Below are 19,327 nucleotides of genomic sequence, written 5' to 3'. Positions count from 1 at the left end.
GATAGACGAAATCTAGCTGCTTACTAAGACACTCTGTTTAAACTCATACGACATTCTTCATTTGGCAAAAAACTACCCATCTTTCCTTGTGTTAAAGATGGGTAAACGAATAGTTACTATTTCTTAGGAATTTTGATCGTGATCTGATAATAGTCATCATGATCCTGTTCATCTGTCTCAAGATTTATACCAGTATCCGATACCATATCCAACGATTGCCGGATCGTGTTCATCGCAATCCTCATATCCTTGTTTATTCCTTTCAAACGAGGCTTTTTGGGTTTCTTCTTATCGGTCATCATTCTCTCGATATAAGCCTCTGTTTGCTTTACATTTAATTCTTTTTCAAGAATTTGTTTTAATACTTTCACTTGTGCCTCTTCTGATTTTAACACAATTAATGCTCGCGCATGACGTTCTGTAATCGCCTTTTGTAAAATAGCTTGTTGCACTTCTTGAGGTAACTTCAATAAGCGCATCTTGTTCGCAATCGTTGACTGACTCTTGCCTAACCGTTGAGCCAAGGCTTCTTGTGTCAATTCATGCATTTCAATCAGCTTCTGATAAGCTGTTGCTTCTTCGATTACAGTTAATTCCTCACGTTGCAAGTTTTCGATTAATGCAACAGAAGCCGTTTCCTTATCTGTCATGTCACGAATAATAGCCGGGATTTTCTCCCAATTCAAGCTATTTGCTGCACGCCAACGTCGCTCCCCTGCTATAATCTCATATCTATCTTCTTCATCCTCAATCGGACGAACGACGATGGGCTGGATCATACCATGAGTATGTAATGTTTGCGCTAATTCTTTAATTTTCTCTTCATTAAAAATGGATCTCGGCTGATAACGATTGGCTTCAATAGCTTCAATGTTAAGAAAAACAACTTCATCCTGTTGGCTTTCTTCATTTTCTACTAATTCCTCTTCTTTATCACCTAATCCAAATATTCGACCAAATGGGTGTAACATAAACAACACCACCTTTTTCTGCTTAACCAAGATTGGACTTATATATAATTGCAACTAGTTTTCCCATTTTTACAGTGTATAAATGGGAAAACTTGCTTAAAACTAGGATTTAAGCAAGTCATCGAAGCCGTTTTATATCCCAATTGTTTCACGTGGAACATAACTAGTAATCTGTTAATCCTATTCTATCATAAAATAGCAAAAAGCGATAAAAAATATTATTTATTTTTTAAAATTCTCTTTATAGAGGATTTTTATTCGGTACCCCTGGCTTCCGAGGAAACTTTTTTGGCGTTTTTCGCTTTTTATCAATAATTACAATATTTCGCTCCCCATTATTCTCTGGTAAAGAGAAATGTTCAATACTTCTTAATTTACCACCTAGCAACTCAATGGCATCTTCCGCTTCCGTGAGCTCCTCTTCAACCTGTGATCCTTTCAAGGCTATAAATGTTCCATTGGTACGTAATAATGGTAAACATAGTTCTGCTAACACGGATGTTCTTGCTACTGCACGAGCCATGACAACATCAAAAATATGTCTAAATTTATCTTTTTTACCAAATAATTCCGCTCTGTCGTGATAGAAACTCACGCCTTCTAATTCTAATTCTGAAGCAAGATGGTTTAAAAAAGTAATCCGCTTTTTCAATGAATCAACAATGGTAACGTTTATTTGCGGAAATAGAATTTTGAGCGGGAGACTTGGGAATCCTGCTCCCGCCCCCACATCACATAAATGAAATTCATTGGTAAAATCGAAATAAAACGCAGCAGTAATCGAATCATAGAAGTGTTTTGCATACACCTCTTCTTTATCTGTGATAGCCGTTAGGTTCATTTTTTCATTCCATTCGACTAAAAGTTCAAAATAGCATTCAAATTGCTGCAATTGCTTGTCGGTTATCTCAATACCATGCTGTTCAAGATGGTCTTGAAAGGATTGAAGATTCATTATTACTCCTCCGTTTATTCATTCGATACTTTCGCTACATTGCCTTGCTCAATATACACTAACAAAATCGATACATCCGCTGGATTAACACCGGAAATTCGGGACGCCTGCGCAACAGATAATGGACGTACTGTTTTCAATTTTTCTCTTGCTTCTGTCGCAAGTCCGCTGATCGCATCGTAATCAATATTGTCTGGAATCAGTTTGTTCTCCATTTTCTTCATACGATCGACTTGCTGATTAGACTTTGTAATATAGCCTTGATATTTAATTTGAATTTCGACCTGTTCTTTGACATCCGCTGCCAATTCTTTCTCAGCAGGTGCCACCTGATCAATAATAGCATACGTTACTTCTGGTCGTTTTAATAAATCATACGCTAGAATACCGTCCTTCAATCTTGTGCCACCAATCGATTCCATCAGCTGCTGTAATGTTTCGGTCGGTTTTAGACGAACATTGCTTAAACGTTCTTTCTCTTCTTCAATTAATCGTTTCTTTTCCTCAAAACGCTCAAATCGTTCATCAGAAATTAAGCCCATTTGATGACCAATCTCTGTTAATCGGATATCAGCATTATCATGACGCAACAGTAAACGGTATTCTGCACGTGACGTAAGTAAACGATAAGGTTCATTTGTTCCTTTCGTTACTAAATCATCAATCAGTACGCCAATATACGCTTGTGAGCGATCTAAAATAAGTGTTTCTTTATCTAATGCTTTGGCTGCAGCATTAATACCTGCCATCATTCCCTGACCTGCCGCTTCTTCATAACCAGATGTACCATTAATTTGACCAGCTGTGAACAGACCTTCAATATTTTTCACTTCCAGTGTCGGCCATAATTGTGTTGGCACGACAGAATCATATTCTATTGCATAACCTGCTCGCATGATTTCTGCTTCCTCTAAACCTGGTACTGTGCGTAGAATTTCACGCTGCACAAATTCCGGTAACGAAGTAGATAAGCCTTGTACATAGACCTCTTCCGTATTGCGACCTTCTGGCTCCAGGAAAACTTGATGGCGTGGTTTATCATGGAATCGGACAATTTTATCTTCAACGGAAGGACAATATCGTGGTCCAGTACCTTTGACCATGCCAGAATACATAGCAGATAAGCCTAAATTCTCATTGATAATTTCATGCGTTTTTTCATTCGTATAAGTTAGCCAACACGGAATTTGATCGAGAATCGCTTCCGTCGTCTCGTAAGAAAAGTGCTGTGGATTGTCATCACCTGGCTGAATTTCGGTTTTATCATAGTTAACCGTCTTATTATTCACACGCATTGGTGTACCAGTTTTGAAACGTACCAGTTCAAATCCGAGTTCTTCTAGATTTTCTGCTAATTTGATTGTTGCACGTTGATTGTTTGGTCCACTTTCGTAGGAAATATCTCCAATAAGAACGCGACCGCGCATAAATGTACCAGTAGTGATAATTACTGTTTTCGCACGATACAAACCTTTTGTCTCTGTGACTACACCTTTTACTTGATTATCTTCCACGACTAATTCTTCCACCATGCCTTGGCGCATCGTTAAATTAGGTGTTTGCTCCAATCTTTTCTTCATTTCCTGAATATATAATGGTTTATCTGCTTGTGCACGTAATGCACGAACAGCAGGCCCTTTACCAGTGTTGAGCATTCTCATCTGAATATATGTTTTATCGATGACTTTCCCCATTAGTCCGCCTAATGCATCGATTTCTCTTACTACAATTCCTTTTGCAGGTCCGCCAATCGATGGATTACAAGGCATAAAGGCAATCATATCTAAATTCATTGTTAATATTAATGTTTTCGCACCACGTTTTGCGGCAGCATAGGCAGCTTCTACCCCTGCATGTCCCGCACCGATCACGATTACATCAAACTGACCAGCTTCATAAGTTGACATCGCTGATTCTCCTTTTTATTCGTTATTTTCCTAAACAGAATTGTGAAAACAGTTGATCAATTAAGCTATCCTGCACTGTATCTCCCACAATTTCTCCTAATAGTTCCCAAGCTCTTGTGACATCAATCTGTACTAAATCAATTGGCATCTCTGCATCCATCGCGTTCATTGCGTCCTCTAATGTTTGTAACGTTTGCTGCAGCAGCTGGATGTGACGGACATTGGATACATATGATAGATCCCCTGTATCTAAATCACCGGCAAAGAAAGTGTCGGCAATTGCTTCTTCTAATGCATCCATTCCTTTATCCTCAATAAGAGCTGTTGTAATTAATTTTTGACTACCGGTTAATGTTTTTACTTCATCTATATCAAGCTTTTGTTCTAAATCTGTCTTGTTGACGATGACAATATATTCTAAACCTTCGACCGCTTTAAATAAATTACGATCTTCCTCTGTTAGAGCTTCTCCATAGTTCAATACAAGTAAGATTAAATCCGACTCTTTTAATGCCTGACGGGATCTCTCCACACCAATCCGTTCGACAATATCCTCTGTTTCACGAATTCCAGCGGTATCCACTAATCGTAACGGAATCCCTCTTACATTTACATACTCTTCGATAACATCTCTTGTTGTTCCGGGAATATCCGTAACAATGGCTTTCGTTTCTTGGACAAAAGCATTTAATAAGGAAGATTTGCCGACGTTAGGTCGGCCAATAATTGCCGTTGCAATTCCTTCTCGCAATATTTTACCCTGTTTCGCCATCTTTACTAACCGTTCAACTTCATGATAGACTTCCTGCGTTCTTTCACGCAACATCTGGTGAGACATTTCTTCTACATCATCATATTCAGGATAATCGATGTTCACTTCTACATGGGCTACCGTTTCGATTAACTGCTGACGTAATTGCTGCACAAACTTCGACAGTTTACCGTCCAGCTGTTTTAAGGCAATGTTCATCGCTTTATCTGTTTTGGCACGGATTAAATCCATTACCGCTTCCGCTTGGGATAAATCGATACGTCCATTCAGAAAAGCACGTTTCGTAAATTCACCAGGTTCCGCAAGGCGCGCTCCCTGCAACAGCACATGCTCCAATAAACGATTAACTGACGCAAGCCCGCCGTGACAATTTATTTCAACGACGTCTTCTTTTGTAAATGTTTTTGGTCCATGCATCACGGTAACCATGACTTCTTCCATCATTTCCTTTGTAGCGGGATCAATCATTTTTCCGTAATGAATGGTATGCGATGCAACTTGTGTCAGATCTTTTCCTTCAAATAACATATTACTAATTCGAATGGCTTCATCCCCACTCAGTCTGACGATCGCAATCGCTCCCTCTCCTATCGGTGTCGAAATCGCTGCTATCGTGTCTTGCTCCATCGCTTTCACCTCCATTTTCTCCATTTTTCTATATAAATCCAACAATAATTTTTTTAGTATCACTAACTTATTAGAATAGCACAAAACAATACGAATTGAAAAGATATCCACACTTAGTTTTTGCGAAACTTGCTAAAATATTTTATCCACATGTGAATAACTTACATCCATCGACAACATATTCTTATGAAAATTATGTTAGATCCTGATGATATAGTTATCCACAATTCACAACTGCTGATTATTTTGTTATCAATCATTTGCTACAAGGAGACTGATTTTACGTTTTAGAACAAACGGGCAAAAACCCGATCACCCTGATTAAATAGTGGCATATACGCAATTACCTATAATACGGATTATGTAAAGTGGAACTGTATTGCAATGTGGTCATTTTGATAGTTATTATGCGCGTAGCAAGGCTCCGGAAATATACTCCGCTGATCCCAAGGGAGTCTCCGCATATTTCCTACGCTTAAGGAAAGTACTACAACATATGGAACAGGTAAAAGCAGTGGTGTTAGGCATTATACGTCATCAAGATAAGCTATAAATCCTAATTATAGTGGTACCATATCCTATTTGCTGCATTAGTTGTAGAACTAATCATGAGCGCAGGCCAACCACGTAGACTCCCACGGGACATGCAGGCGCTGAATATCCACTTTGGAAGTGCCTTTCTTCACAAAGTTAGCTTCCGTGCCCCGTAGGACGCGAAGTGGTTGGCCTGAGCGGTATACTAGTACATACTCCATTTCAAAATTGCCCCACAGCCAGTTTACATAATCCGTATTATAAGAATCCATCCAACTTTATATAGAGCCTTCATTACCGTTATTAATTACTTTCCAAGCACATAAAAAACACGAGCAATGGCTTCATTGCTCGTGTTTTATCTATTTCACTAATTATTTTGGTTTAATAACGACGTAACGGTTCGGTTCATCTCCTTGGGAATCGGTGGCGATGTCGCTACGTTTTTGCAGTGCCGTATGAATTACTTTTCGTTCATAAGACGGCATTGGTTCAATTTTGACATCTTTTTTCGTTTTGCTCGCTCGGTCCGCCAGCCGCTCAGCCAACGAAATCAATGTTTCTTTTCTTCGTTCCCGGTAGCCTTCTGCATCAATAGTAACGGAATAATACTTTTCGGAATACTGATGCATTGCTAATTGAGCTAAATATTGTAAAGCATTTAATGTTTGACCTCGCTTGCCTATTAATAATGCGATTTTTTCTCCACTCAGTTGTATCATTACTTCATTTTGTACAACTTTCGTCTCGATATCGAATTGGCCATCAAATTCATTCACAATATTTTTAACATATTTTTGAATCTTTTCCACAGGATCTTCTTTTTGGGTTACTTTTACAATTGCTGGCTTAGAACCGAACAATCCCAAAATACCCTTCTTCCCTTCATCAATAACCTCGACTTGGGCCTGGTCCTCTGAGATGTTTAACTGCCTTAAAGCTGATTGGACCGCTTCATCAACTGTTTGTCCAGAAGCAGTTACTTTTCTCACTTTTTGTTTCCTCCTGCTTTTGCCTCATCACGTTTCATCATTGGGTTCTTGACGAGCAGTGTTTGCAATACCATAAAGATGTTACCAACTACCCAATAAAGTGCCAATGCTGACGGGAAGAAAAACGCGAATACCCCGATCATAATCGGCATCATATATAACATCATCGTCATTTGAGGCATCATTGAATTTTGTTGTGTAGACGTTCCAGCCATCATCAATTTTTGCTGCAGGAACGTGAATGCTGCTGTCAATATCGGTAAAATATGATACGGATCCGGCTGATCCAACTGGAACCATAAGAAATGGTGACCATTAAGTGCTTCTGTTCTATTAATCGCATGATAAAATGCAATCAAAATCGGCATTTGCACAATAATCGGTAAACAACCTGCTAAAGGATTAACCCCATTCTTCTGGAACAATTCCATCGTTTCCTGCTGCAATTTCTGCTGTGTCTGTTGATCCTTTGAACTGTACTTTTCTCTGATTTCCTGTAATTGCGGCTGAATATCTTGCATTGCTTTCGAACTTTTCAGTTGTTTGATGTTTAACGGTAACAATATTAACCGGATTAACAATGTTACAAGTACAATCGATAATCCATAACCATAATCAGCATCAAATAACCTTGCAACCCATAAAATAAAATCAGATAAAGGTCGTACAAACCATGTGTTCCAGATACCAGTACTCTCATCCGTAATTGGTTCGTTTACCTCAGTACAACCTGATAAAAGGGCTACTACGGCAATTAACCCCGAGGCCGTTAGGAGCTTTTTACGCATCGTCATCCTCCTTATTTCCTACAAAAAACGTATTTTATAGTACCTCATTTTATCACTATTACCTGCTATCAAGCTAGTCCTTCTAACAGGATTAACAAAATGTTCAATTAGTTTTTTAATAATTTTGTCTTAAATAATAAATGACTGACACTTTTTTTGAACTGATAATAATCCATTTCTTTTGCAGGTTGTCTAGCAATGATAATGATATCATACTCGTTCTTTATGTTTTCATCTAATTCATGAAATATTTGTCGAATGTAGCGCTTAACCTGATTACGTACTACTGCATTACCTATTTTTTTGCTGACGGATAACCCGATTCGATAATGATCCTGTTGATCTTTATGTAAAAAATAGATAACCAATTGTCGATTGGCAAAAGAAGCACCCTGCTTAAATACCTCTTGAAATTCACTATTTTTTTTAATTCTCCATGCTTTCTTCATTACTAGCGCGCCTCCATTAAAGAAAACAATCCTTCCCACATAAGTGATGCCTTACATGGAAAAAGACCACTGAAAAATCAGTGGCCTATGCAGACAATACTTTTCTACCCTTCTTACGACGACGAGCAAGTACTTTACGTCCATTTTTTGTGCTCATACGCGCACGAAATCCATGAACTTTTTTACGTTTACGATTATTTGGTTGAAATGTACGTTTCATTTATATGCACCTCCCTGAGGAATCTAAAAATCAAAGTCGTTTTAGACAGTCTTACTCATTATACTTTCAAAACCTTATTAATGTCAATGCCTACTATCGAAAAACTTGTCCATTTCCATGATCTGTTCAGTCTATCATAATTTCTCCTGTATTATAACACATTTCGCATCAATCTGTTATGATACAGATGGTGTGTGGATAACTTCACTGCCTAAAATCGACTTTTTCAGAACTCTATCGACAAATTACTCACAAAATAAGAGGGTGTGTAAAAATAATACGAACAAATTGTCTAACTTGTGGATAACCATCACGAAAACATTGCATTCTTCCTCCTGATTTGATATTATATTTGTGTTTTAGTTTGTGAATAGATTCTACAAAAAATAACCTTATCCACAAATTGTGGATATTATGTGGACAAAAGTTCACAGCTTGTATATTAGTTTATACACACACCTGTGGAAAACTTAATTGCTAGGTTTTCCGTTTTTTTGTCCGCCTTTTTTTATCCACAACTTATTCAAGCGTAAATTAAAGACGTTTTAACTATTTTCATTTAGTGAGAGGAGGGAATGACATGGAAAATATTGAGGATCTTTGGAGTAATACGCTGGAGTTAATTAAAGATAAAGTAAGTAAACCAAGTTACGATACCTGGTTAAAAAACACGTCTGTTGATCATTTAAAGGATGACACAGTCATTATTTCTGCTCCAAACGAATTTACCAGGGATTGGTTAGAATCCCGTTATACATCTATAATTGCAGAAGCTTTGTATGAACTGACAGGTGCGAAACTTGCTGTTAAATTCGTCATCCCAGACACGCTGCAAGAGGAAGAAGAAGAAGTAGCTCAAATGAAAAAGAAAAAAACTGTCGCTTCCCAAAATAGCGAGACATCGCCAAAATCAATGTTAAATGACAAATATACTTTCGAAACTTTTGTCATCGGTTCTGGAAACAGGTTTGCGCATGCCGCTTCACTAGCTGTAGCAGAAGCTCCTGCCAAAGCATACAATCCCTTGTTTATCTATGGTGGTGTTGGCTTAGGTAAAACCCACTTAATGCATGCGATTGGTCATTACGTGCTTGACCACAATCCATCTGCAAAGGTGGTCTATTTATCATCCGAAAAATTCACCAACGAATTCATTAATTCGATTCGGGATAATAGAGCTGTCAATTTCCGAAATAAATATCGAAACGTGGATGTGCTATTAATAGATGATATTCAGTTCCTTGCTGGAAAAGAACAAACACAAGAAGAATTTTTCCATACGTTTAATACGTTACATGAGGAAAATAAGCAAATTATTATTTCTAGTGACAGACCGCCGAAAGAAATTCCTACACTAGAAGATCGCTTGCGTTCCCGATTCGAATGGGGACTTATTACGGATATCACACCACCAGATTTGGAAACAAGAATTGCCATCCTTCGCAAGAAAGCAAAAGCGGAAGGATTGGATATCCCTAATGAAGTCATGCTCTATATTGCGAATCAGATCGATACGAATATTAGGGAATTAGAGGGGGCACTAATTCGAGTTGTTGCCTATTCTTCCTTAATTAATCAGGACATTGATGCATCATTAGCAGCAGAAGCATTAAAGGACATTATCCCTTCTTCAAGACCAAAAGTGATTACGATCCAACATATTCAAGAGGAAGTGGGTAAACGATATAATGTCAAAATAGAAGAGTTTGCTGCCAAAAAACGTACAAAATCGATTGCCTTTCCTAGACAAATCGCTATGTACTTATCAAGGGAATTAACAGATTTCTCTTTGCCTAAGATTGGAGAAGAATTTGGAGGACGTGACCATACGACGGTTATTCATGCACACGAAAAAATCTCTAAATTAATGGGAACAGATGAACAATTAAGTAAAGAAATCGAAGAAATCAAAGAACAATTGAAATCTATGTAAGAAACCAATGTGAAAAGTGTGGACAAGTAATACAGAGTCACAAACAAGTTATTCACATCTGGATAACTTTAAACCAAAGACGATTTTTAAGTTATCCACAAATTCACAGGCCCTATTACTATTATTACGGTATTATATTAATAATAAATAAATATATTCCTCAAGGAGGATAAGCATGAAAATTGTAATAAACCGAGATAAATTAATGGAAAGTATTCAACATGTAACAAAAGCTATTTCATCCAAAACCGCGATTCCGATTTTAGCTGGGTTAAAAATACAAGCAACAACAAATGGAATTACCCTGACAGGAAGTAATTCTGATATTACAATTGAATCATTTATTCCAATAGAAGAAGAAGGCATACAATTTATTGATGAATTAGAGGCTGGGGAAATAATCGTCCACGCAAAATATTTTCCTGAAATTATTCGAAAACTGCCATCTGAAACAGCTGCCATTCAGGTTGACGAACAATTACAAGTAACCATTCAATCTGGCCATGCTGAATTCCATCTGAACGGACAGGATGCAGAAGAATATCCACAAATTTCGCAAATACAAACAGAAACGAATTTTGAATTACCGATTAATCTATTAAAAAATATGATTAAACAAACCGTATTTGCTGTGTCAACGTCAGAAACAAGACCAATTTTGACTGGGGTAAACATAAAAGTAGAAAATGAAGAACTGCATTTCATAGCAACGGATAGTCACCGACTTGCGGCAAGTAAACTGCCGTTAGATGATCACATCAATGAATTTCCATTCGAACAAGTCGTGATTCCAGGAAAAAGCTTGAATGAATTAAGTAAAATCTTGCAGGATACAGAAAATAAAATCCAAATCAGTATCTCGGAAAATCAAATTGCTTTCCAAACTGATCATTTATACTTCTTGTCTCGTTTGTTAGACGGAAAATATCCGGAAACATCCAGATTGATCCCGGAAGAAAGTAAAACATTAATTCAAGTCGGTACCAAAACATTATTACAAGCAGTAGATCGTGCATCATTGTTAGCGAAGGATAATCATAACAATGTAATTCGCCTGCAAACGTTGAACGATCAAATTGTAGAAATTTCAAGCCAATCGCCTGAAATAGGAAAAGTAGAAGAAGAAATCAGTGTGGCCAAAATTGATGGAGAGGAATTAAAAATCTCTTTCAGTTCAAAATACATGATTGATGCATTAAAGATTATGGAAACCGATCAAGTCAAAATCGAATTCACAGGTGCCATGCGCCCATTTATCATTAAACCAATCGACCATGATCAGATCCTGCAACTAATATTACCAGTACGAACATTTTAATCCAAAAGAGGGACAATTACCCATTGTTCCTCTTTTTTTATCAGCGAAAAAGTATATGATGATTGCCATGAAAAGAATTACAGATAGACAGATAGTATGTGTGTAGCAAAGCTCCGGAAATATGCCCCGCACGACGCAGAGTGGTTGGCCGGAGCGGTTTCCTAGCACCTACTCTATTTCAAAATGGTCCATCGTAGTTTCTAGCACAATATCTATTTAATAAACTCCCAAATCTAGATATCATCTCCATCACCTAAATCAAAAGCATTTCGCTTCCATCCAATCACTGGATAAAAAGAAATGAGCAGGTTTACTTTTCTAATCCACAAATGTTTAGTAAAATAGATAGAAGGGCTATACTGATAACCAATATCTTTTTTAGATGAAGTAGGTGAAAAAATGGAAGAAAAAATTGTGATTACGACAGATTATATCCCACTTGGTCAATTTTTGAAGCTCGCCAATATTCTCGAATCTGGTGGTATGATTAAAGTTTTTCTACAGGAAAATGGTGTGTATGTAAATGACGAATTGGAGACGCGCCGTGGAAAAAAACTTTATCCAGGGATACAGTCTATGTAGAAGATGTTGGTACGTTCGTGGTAGCAAAAAATGAGGAGTAACGTTCGGTTCGAAAGGAAATTCGAATGCATATACAACAGTTAAGCTTAACCAATTATCGAAATTATAATCAGTTATCGGTTCAGTTCGATGATAAAATTAATGTGATTATCGGAGAAAACGCGCAAGGAAAAACAAACTTGATGGAATCTATCTATGTATTAGGCTTTTCTAAATCACATCGAACAACCAAAGATAAAGAATTAATTCAGTGGGACCAAAACTATGCTAAAATAGAAGGTAGTATTGTAAAAAGGAACCGTCAATTTCCACTCGAAATACAAATTACAAATAAAGGTAAGAAAGCTAAATTAAACCATCTGGAGCAAAGGCGTCTCAGTGATTACATTGGGGCCCTTAATATTGTTATGTTTGCTCCAGAAGATTTAAACCTGGTGAAAGGTAGTCCTCAAATCCGGAGACGTTTTATTGATATGGAGATCGGTCAGATTCAGCCAGTCTATATTTATCATCTTGGCCAATATGTTAAAATTTTAAAGCAACGAAATCATTTACTAAAACAATTACAGAAACGTAAGACAGATGATGTAACGATGTTGCGTGTGTTGACAGAGCAAATGACCGAACATGCTGTCATCATTTTGGAGAAACGATTCCTGTTTATGAAGCATTTACGCAAATGGGCCAATGAGATACATAGAGGAATCAGTAGAGGTATTGAAGATTTGGATCTTCAATATGCAGCAACTGCTGAGGTATCAGAGTCCGATAATAAGGAAAAAATAATGACAACACTAACTGAATCTTTTGCTGAGGTGGAGACTAAAGAAATAGAACGGGGCACCACCCTGATTGGACCGCATCGAGATGATGTGGTGTTCTATGTGAACGGGAAAAATGTCCAAACCTATGGATCGCAAGGACAACAGCGAACAACTGCATTGTCTTTGAAACTGGCAGAGATAGAACTCATTTATCAAGAGACGAAAGACTATCCTATTTTATTGCTAGATGATGTGTTAAGTGAATTAGACGATTATCGGCAATCCCATCTCTTAGACACGATTGAAGGAAAAGTCCAGACCTTTGTTTCGACAACCAGCGTGGATGGTATTCATCATCAGACACTGGAAAAAGCAGAGATCTTTCGTATAGATCAAGGAAAAATTATGGAATAAAAGTGGGGATATTATGTTTATTCACATTGGAGATGATCATGTCATTCAATCGAAAGATGTGATTAGCATTATTGATTATAGTTTAGTAAGTTCTTCGACAATTAACGAAGAAATGCTTACTGAATTGAGGAATAAAAATCAAGTGGTCGTAACAGATGAAGAACAGACAAAGGCGGTTGTGATTACGAATGATCATGTTTATTACAGTCCGTTGTCCGTATTAACACTTAAGAAACGTGCAAGTATGATTTCTACAATTAGCAGGTTAGAAGATTACGCAGAAGTAAACGAGGACGAAGAATAACAATCAGATAGAATGTAGGTGATTAAATTGACAATGGAAGAAAATCAGCCAATGGATCAAGCCTATGATGCCGATCAGATACAAGTATTAGAAGGCTTAGAGGCGGTTAGAAAAAGACCAGGTATGTATATAGGGTCAACCAATGAAAAGGGACTTCATCACTTAGTGTGGGAAATTGTCGATAATAGTATAGATGAAGCACTAGCGGGCCATTGTGATCATATTCAAGTAATGATCGAAGAAGATAATAGTATTACCGTCATTGATAATGGCCGTGGTATTCCAGTCAATACCCATGAAAAAACAGGAAGACCTGCTGTTGAGACCATTATGACGGTACTTCATGCAGGAGGTAAGTTTGGCGGAGGCGGTTATAAAGTATCCGGTGGTCTCCACGGTGTAGGTGCCTCTGTTGTAAATGCACTTTCCAGTGAGTTAGAAGTATTTGTTCATCGTGATGGGAAATTACATCATCTCAGCTTTTCGAGAGGTAAACCGGATAGTGAATTACAAGTCATTGGTGACACGGATATTACAGGAACACGTACTCACTTTAAGCCGGATCCAGAAATTTTCAGCGAAACGACTGAGTATATCTATGACGTATTAGCTACTCGTATACGTGAATTAGCATTCTTAAATAAAGGCTTATCGATTTCGATCAAAGATAACCGGGATGAAGACCGGAAAGAAGAGACATTTTACTATGAGGGTGGAATACGTTCTTACGTTGAGCACTTAAATCGATCTAAAGAAGTGTTACACGAGCCATTCTATGCCGAGAAGGAAGAAGATAATATTCAAGTAGAAGTTGCTTTGCAGTATAATGACGGTTTTGCAAGTAATATCTATTCCTTCGCTAACAATATTAATACACATGAGGGTGGTACTCATGAATCTGGTTTTAAGACTGGTTTGACACGTGTGATTAATGATTATGCTCGAAAAAATAACCTCTTCAAGGAAAATGATCCTAATTTAACAGGTGATGATGTGCGAGAAGGATTAACAGCTATTATTTCTGTTAAACATCCTGATCCCCAATTTGAAGGACAAACGAAAACAAAGTTAGGAAACAGTGAAGCACGGACGATTACTGATTCGGCCTTCAGCGAATTATTTTCCAAGTTCTTAATGGAAAATCCGAATACGGCAAGAATTATCGTAGATAAAGGGTTAATGGCATCTCGCGCTAGACTTGCGGCCAAAAAAGCACGCGAGTTAACGAGACGAAAAGGTGTATTGGAAGTTTCCAATCTTCCAGGTAAATTAGCAGACTGTTCGTCACGTGATGCATCGATCAGTGAATTGTATATTGTAGAGGGGGACTCTGCAGGTGGTTCAGCGAAACAAGGTCGTGATCGTCATTTTCAAGCGATTCTGCCGTTAAGAGGAAAAATTTTAAATGTAGAAAAGGCAAGACTAGACAAAATTCTATCTAACAATGAAATTCGTACCATTATCACAGCACTTGGTACAGGTATTGGCGAAGAGTTTGATATTACAAAAGCACGTTATCATAAAATTGTCATTATGACCGACGCGGATGTAGATGGTGCCCATATTCGAACGTTATTGTTAACTTTCTTCTTCCGTTTTATGAGACCATTAATTGAATATGGTTATGTCTATATTGCACAACCGCCTCTCTATCAGATCAAGCAAGGAAAAGCTGTCCATTACACCTATTCTGACCGGGAATTGGATGCATTATTGGCAGAGTTACCAAAACAGCCAAAACCAGGATTACAACGTTACAAAGGTTTAGGTGAAATGAACGCAACTCAACTATGGGAAACGACAATGGATCCAGCTGAACGTACATTATTACAGGTGGGATTAGAAGACGCAATGGAAGCCGATCTGGTTTTTGACATGTTGATGGGGGATAAAGTAGAGCCACGACGTAATTTCATTCAAGATAATGCCATTTATGTGAAGAATTTAGATATTTAAGAGTGTAAACTAGCAGAATTAACGTTTGTTCACGTCTTCCGGCAGAGAAATAGGAGGTAATGATATATGGTGGATCATAATCGTCCACAAGTTCAAGAAATCAATATTGGACAAGAAATGCGCACATCTTTCTTAGATTATGCGATGAGTGTTATTGTCGCGCGTGCATTACCAGATGTCCGTGATGGGATGAAACCAGTTCATCGAAGAATTTTATATGCATTGAATGATCAAGGTATGCATGCAGATAAAGCATACAAGAAATCGGCTCGTATTGTTGGTGATGTTATTGGTAAGTATCACCCTCATGGTGATTCTGCAGTGTACGAAGCAATGGTTAGAATGGCGCAGGATTTCAGCTATCGTTATATGCTGGTCGATGGGCATGGTAACTTTGGTTCGGTTGATGGTGACCCACCAGCAGCGATGCGTTATACGGAAGCGAGAATGTCTAAAATATCAATGGAAATGTTAAGAGACATTAACAAAGATACCATTGATTATACGGATAACTATGATGGGTCAGAACGAGAACCAAAAGTATTACCGTCCAAGTTTCCAAATCTATTAGTCAATGGTGCATCAGGTATTGCCGTTGGGATGGCTACCAATATTCCTCCACATCAGTTAGGGGAAACCATTGATGCCATTCTTGCAGTGAGTGAAAATCCTGATATTACGATCCCTGAACTGATGGAACAATATATACCAGGGCCAGATTTTCCTACTGCAGGCCAAATCCTTGGTCGAAGTGGTATTAGGAGAGCTTTTGAAACTGGTAAAGGTTCGATTACAATCCGAGCAAAAACTGAAATTGAAGAACAGGCAAATGGAAAGGCAAAGATTCTTGTTTCTGAATTGCCTTACCAAGTAAATAAAGCGAAATTAGTCGAAAAAATTGCAGAATTGGCTCGTGATAAACGAATCGAAGGCATTACCGATTTACGGGATGAATCAGATCGTAACGGAATGCGGATTGTGATTGAATTACGCCGGGATGCCAATCCTAACGTCGTACTGAACAATTTGTATAAACAGACATCTTTGCAAACCTCTTTCGGTATTAATATGCTAGCTTTAGTAGACGGACAGCCAAAAGTATTAACGTTGAAACAGTGTCTGGAATACTATTTAGAGCATCAAAAAGAGATTATTATCAGAAGAACACAGTATGAATTGAACAAAGCAGAAGCGCGTGCCCACATTTTGGAAGGGTTACGCATTGCTCTCGATCACATTGATGAGATCATCACCTTGATTCGTCAATCGAACACCACTGAAATTGCCCGTGAAGGACTTATGCAGCGTTTCCATCTATCGGAAAAACAAGCACAAGCGATTTTAGATATGCGTTTGCAACGTTTAACCGGTTTGGAAAGAGAAAAGATTGAAGAAGAGTACAAAGAGATCATGGCTATGATTGAGGAGTATAAAGCAATTCTGGCAGATGAGCAAAAGATTTTGGAAATTATCCGTGAAGAGTTAACCGAAATCAAAGAAAAATACAATGATGAACGAAGAACAGAAATTGTAGCTGGTGGTTTGGATCAAATAGAAGACGAAGATTTGATACCTGAAGAGAACATCGTTATTACGTTAACACATCGTGGTTATATTAAACGATTGCCAGCAAGTACCTATCGTGCTCAACGACGTGGTGGTCGAGGAATACAAGGTATGGGTACCAATGATGATGATTTTGTCGAACACTTAGTCTCCTGTTCTACTCATGATACGGTTCTATTCTTTTCTAACAAAGGAAAAGTCTATCGTTCCAAAGGGTATGAAATTCCAGAATTTAATCGTACAGCAAAAGGGATCCCGATTATCAATCTCCTGGAAGTCGAGCAAGGAGAATGGATTAATGCCGTTATTACAGTATCTGAGTACCATGAAAACTGGTATCTATTCTTTACTACAAAGTTTGGAGTATCGAAACGTACTTCCTTGCCACAGTTTGCTAATATTCGAAAGGGCGGTTTGATTGCATTAAATTTACGTGAGGGAGATGAATTAATCTCTGTCCGTTTAACAAATGGTCAAAAAGACATTCTGATCGGTACGAAGAACGGTTATGTGATTCGCTTTGAAGAAGAACAAATTCGTTCCATGGGAAGAACTGCAGCCGGGGTAAAAGGTATCTCACTTCGAGAAGATGATGAAGTCGTATCGATGGAAATCATCGAAGAAGGCCAATATGTATTGAATGTTACTGAGCATGGTTATGGAAAACGAACACCAATCGAGGAATACCGGAGAACCAATCGTGGTGGTAAAGGGATATTCACATGTAATATTACCGATAAGACAGGAAGAGTTGTGGCAGTTAAAACGGTTGTAGATGATGAGGATATCATGATTATGACTGTTTCTGGTGTATTAATCAGAATGCAGGTCGAAGGTATTTCCACTACAGGAAGAAATACGCAAGGTGTCCGTTTGATCCGATTGCAGGAGGAAGAAAGAGTCGCAACTATCGCAAAAGTAGATAGTGAAGAGGCAATTGAAGAAGAAATCGAAGAAGCAGAAGAAGAAATCAGAGAAGTCACAGAAGAAGAGAACGAGTCAGAATAAATCAAATAAGGGTGTGATCTATTTGCAGGTGCATCCACAACAATTAGTAACAGGATGTATTTTAACGAAACAAGTTACGGGCAAAACCAAGCATCCTATCATTGAACAAGACACAGTGATAAAAGAAAAACATATTAAAGTGCTCGAGCATTTTCAAATAAAAAAGGTTGAAGTCTCAGATAAATTACAATCGGGTCAAACTTATACACCAGAGCATTTGCAAATAACCGATAAATCAAGTGAACCACCTGTGCAAAGGAAGTCTAAAGCTTCCTTTGCCTCACTATATGTAAATACGGTCGCATATTATAAAGAGATGTTTAAGAAGTGGCAAAGTGGAAGTAATCTCGAGATTCATCATGTGCGTCAAATGATGAATCCGTTATTTGATTACATCAATGAAATTCATTTGGATTTATTTTTGTTACATCAATTCGCTTCTAAAAAGGATTATTTTTATCATCATGCTGTATCAGTTGCTTTATTATCGGCCTATTTAGCCAAAAAACTGGGCTACCAGCAGGAATGGAAACAGGTAGGGATGGCTGGTTTGCTTGCTGATTGTGGTATGGCAAAATTAAATGAAAATTGGTTAACGAAAGAATCACAGCTGACGATTGCTGAATACGAGGAAATTAAGAAGCATTCGACTTTATCCTATCGAATGGTGAAAGATATTCCTTTTGTAACGCAGGCGATGAAATTGTCAATATTACAGCACCATGAACGAATGGATGGAAGTGGCTACCCTATCGGCGTTACAGAAGAAAAGATTCATCCGTATGCCAAAATCATCGCTGTCTGTGATACGTATCATGCGATGACATCTGAACGAATTTACCGAAGAAAACAGTCGCCTTTTAAGGTGATGGCAGAGATGCTCAAGCTTAAATATAAGAAATTTGATTTTACCGTTTTACAGAAATTTATCGACTCCTTAATGAACGTGACAATTGGTACACGTGTCCAGCTGTCTAACAAGCAAGAAGCATTTATTATTTTTATCGATCCTAATATACCTACACGACCGATCGTACGCGTGATCGATACAGAAGAAATTATCAACCTCGATGAGAAACAAGCTATTTTTATAGAAAAGATTATATCTGATTAATATCAACTGTCTCAACGGATAGTAAGAACGACTGTCGCTTTACTAAGGTATAGGCTTCATGTCGCAATACATACTATCTGTGAGACAGTTTTTTTTAGCTGTTATCCCGGAATAATAAGACGGAGTGATGGTGGTACGTTATTTTTCTATTGG

At 37.9% G+C, this 19,327-nt stretch carries 16 protein-coding genes; 8 read left to right on the top strand and 8 right to left on the bottom strand.

Features of this window, described 5'->3' with window-relative positions; translation table 11 throughout:
- Window positions 1–116: 116 nt before the first annotated feature.
- The 8 genes from noc to rpmH all read right to left on the bottom strand — a co-directional run bounded on the left by noc (window position 117) and on the right by rpmH (window position 8,215).
- The gene (gene noc / locus MUN88_RS05730) at window positions 117–971 is read right to left on the bottom strand and encodes a nucleoid occlusion protein (RefSeq protein ID WP_244721959.1); all 855 of its coding nucleotides are present in this window, start codon (window positions 969–971) and stop codon (window positions 117–119) included.
- Between the two features lie 241 nt (window positions 972–1,212).
- Entirely contained in the window at window positions 1,213–1,926 is a 714-nt protein-coding gene (gene rsmG, locus MUN88_RS05725) for a 16S rRNA (guanine(527)-N(7))-methyltransferase RsmG (RefSeq protein ID WP_244721956.1), read from the bottom strand.
- A 14-nt stretch (window positions 1,927–1,940) separates the two neighbouring features.
- A complete protein-coding gene (mnmG, locus tag MUN88_RS05720; protein WP_244721954.1) occupies window positions 1,941–3,833 on the bottom strand; it encodes a tRNA uridine-5-carboxymethylaminomethyl(34) synthesis enzyme MnmG in 1,893 nt (630 codons plus the stop codon).
- 22 nt (window positions 3,834–3,855) lie between these two features.
- A complete protein-coding gene (gene mnmE, locus MUN88_RS05715; protein WP_244721952.1) occupies window positions 3,856–5,232 on the bottom strand; it encodes a tRNA uridine-5-carboxymethylaminomethyl(34) synthesis GTPase MnmE in 1,377 nt (458 codons plus the stop codon).
- 908 nt (window positions 5,233–6,140) lie between these two features.
- A complete protein-coding gene (gene jag / locus MUN88_RS05710) occupies window positions 6,141–6,758 on the bottom strand; it encodes an RNA-binding cell elongation regulator Jag/EloR (RefSeq protein ID WP_244721948.1) in 618 nt (205 codons plus the stop codon).
- Entirely contained in the window at window positions 6,755–7,546 is a 792-nt protein-coding gene (gene spoIIIJ, locus MUN88_RS05705; protein ID WP_244721945.1) for a YidC family membrane integrase SpoIIIJ, read from the bottom strand. The genes jag and spoIIIJ overlap by 4 nt, the downstream gene beginning before the upstream one ends.
- Window positions 7,547–7,653: 107 nt before the next feature.
- Window positions 7,654–7,995, bottom strand: a complete 342-nt coding sequence (gene rnpA, locus MUN88_RS05700) for a ribonuclease P protein component (RefSeq protein ID WP_244721942.1) — start codon at window positions 7,993–7,995, stop codon at window positions 7,654–7,656.
- Window positions 7,996–8,080: 85 nt separating this feature from the next.
- Window positions 8,081–8,215 carry a 50S ribosomal protein L34 gene (rpmH, locus tag MUN88_RS05695; RefSeq protein WP_018933824.1) on the bottom strand — a complete coding sequence of 45 codons (135 nt, stop codon included), beginning with the start codon at window positions 8,213–8,215 and terminating at the stop codon, window positions 8,081–8,083.
- A 580-nt stretch (window positions 8,216–8,795) separates the two neighbouring features.
- Between rpmH and dnaA the strand changes: the two genes are divergently transcribed.
- The 8 genes from dnaA to MUN88_RS05655 all read left to right on the top strand — a co-directional run bounded on the left by dnaA (window position 8,796) and on the right by MUN88_RS05655 (window position 19,174).
- Window positions 8,796–10,148 carry a chromosomal replication initiator protein DnaA gene (gene dnaA / locus MUN88_RS05690; protein WP_244721939.1) on the top strand — a complete coding sequence of 451 codons (1,353 nt, stop codon included), beginning with the start codon at window positions 8,796–8,798 and terminating at the stop codon, window positions 10,146–10,148.
- Between the two features lie 175 nt (window positions 10,149–10,323).
- The gene (dnaN, locus tag MUN88_RS05685) at window positions 10,324–11,466 is read left to right on the top strand and encodes a DNA polymerase III subunit beta (protein ID WP_244721937.1); all 1,143 of its coding nucleotides are present in this window, start codon (window positions 10,324–10,326) and stop codon (window positions 11,464–11,466) included.
- A gap of 399 nt (window positions 11,467–11,865) precedes the next feature.
- Window positions 11,866–12,048 (top strand): S4 domain-containing protein YaaA, encoded by a 183-nt coding sequence (gene yaaA, locus MUN88_RS05680; protein WP_369809944.1) that lies wholly within the window; start codon window positions 11,866–11,868, stop codon window positions 12,046–12,048.
- Between the two features lie 65 nt (window positions 12,049–12,113).
- The gene (gene recF / locus MUN88_RS05675; RefSeq protein ID WP_244721935.1) at window positions 12,114–13,226 is read left to right on the top strand and encodes a DNA replication/repair protein RecF; all 1,113 of its coding nucleotides are present in this window, start codon (window positions 12,114–12,116) and stop codon (window positions 13,224–13,226) included.
- Window positions 13,227–13,239: 13 nt separating this feature from the next.
- On the top strand, window positions 13,240–13,530 hold the full coding sequence (gene remB / locus MUN88_RS05670) for an extracellular matrix regulator RemB (protein WP_244721933.1): 291 nt from the start codon (window positions 13,240–13,242) through the stop codon (window positions 13,528–13,530).
- 33 nt (window positions 13,531–13,563) lie between these two features.
- On the top strand, window positions 13,564–15,486 hold the full coding sequence (gene gyrB / locus MUN88_RS05665) for a DNA topoisomerase (ATP-hydrolyzing) subunit B (protein WP_244724340.1): 1,923 nt from the start codon (window positions 13,564–13,566) through the stop codon (window positions 15,484–15,486).
- Window positions 15,487–15,552: 66 nt separating this feature from the next.
- Window positions 15,553–18,060, top strand: coding sequence for a DNA gyrase subunit A (gene gyrA, locus MUN88_RS05660; RefSeq protein WP_244721931.1), 2,508 nt, complete (start codon window positions 15,553–15,555; stop codon window positions 18,058–18,060).
- Complete coding sequence (locus MUN88_RS05655; RefSeq protein WP_244721929.1) at window positions 17,990–19,174, top strand: HD-GYP domain-containing protein; 1,185 nt, start codon at window positions 17,990–17,992, stop codon at window positions 19,172–19,174. Before gyrA ends, MUN88_RS05655 begins: the two co-directional genes overlap by 71 nt.
- The last annotated feature ends 153 nt before the right edge of the window (window positions 19,175–19,327 follow it).

This window comes from Gracilibacillus caseinilyticus (genome assembly GCF_022919115.1).
Taxonomy (GTDB): domain Bacteria; phylum Bacillota; class Bacilli; order Bacillales; family Amphibacillaceae; genus Gracilibacillus; species Gracilibacillus caseinilyticus.
The sequence above is the reverse complement of the archived record's forward strand: the minus strand, read 5'-3'. Positions and strand labels throughout refer to the sequence as shown.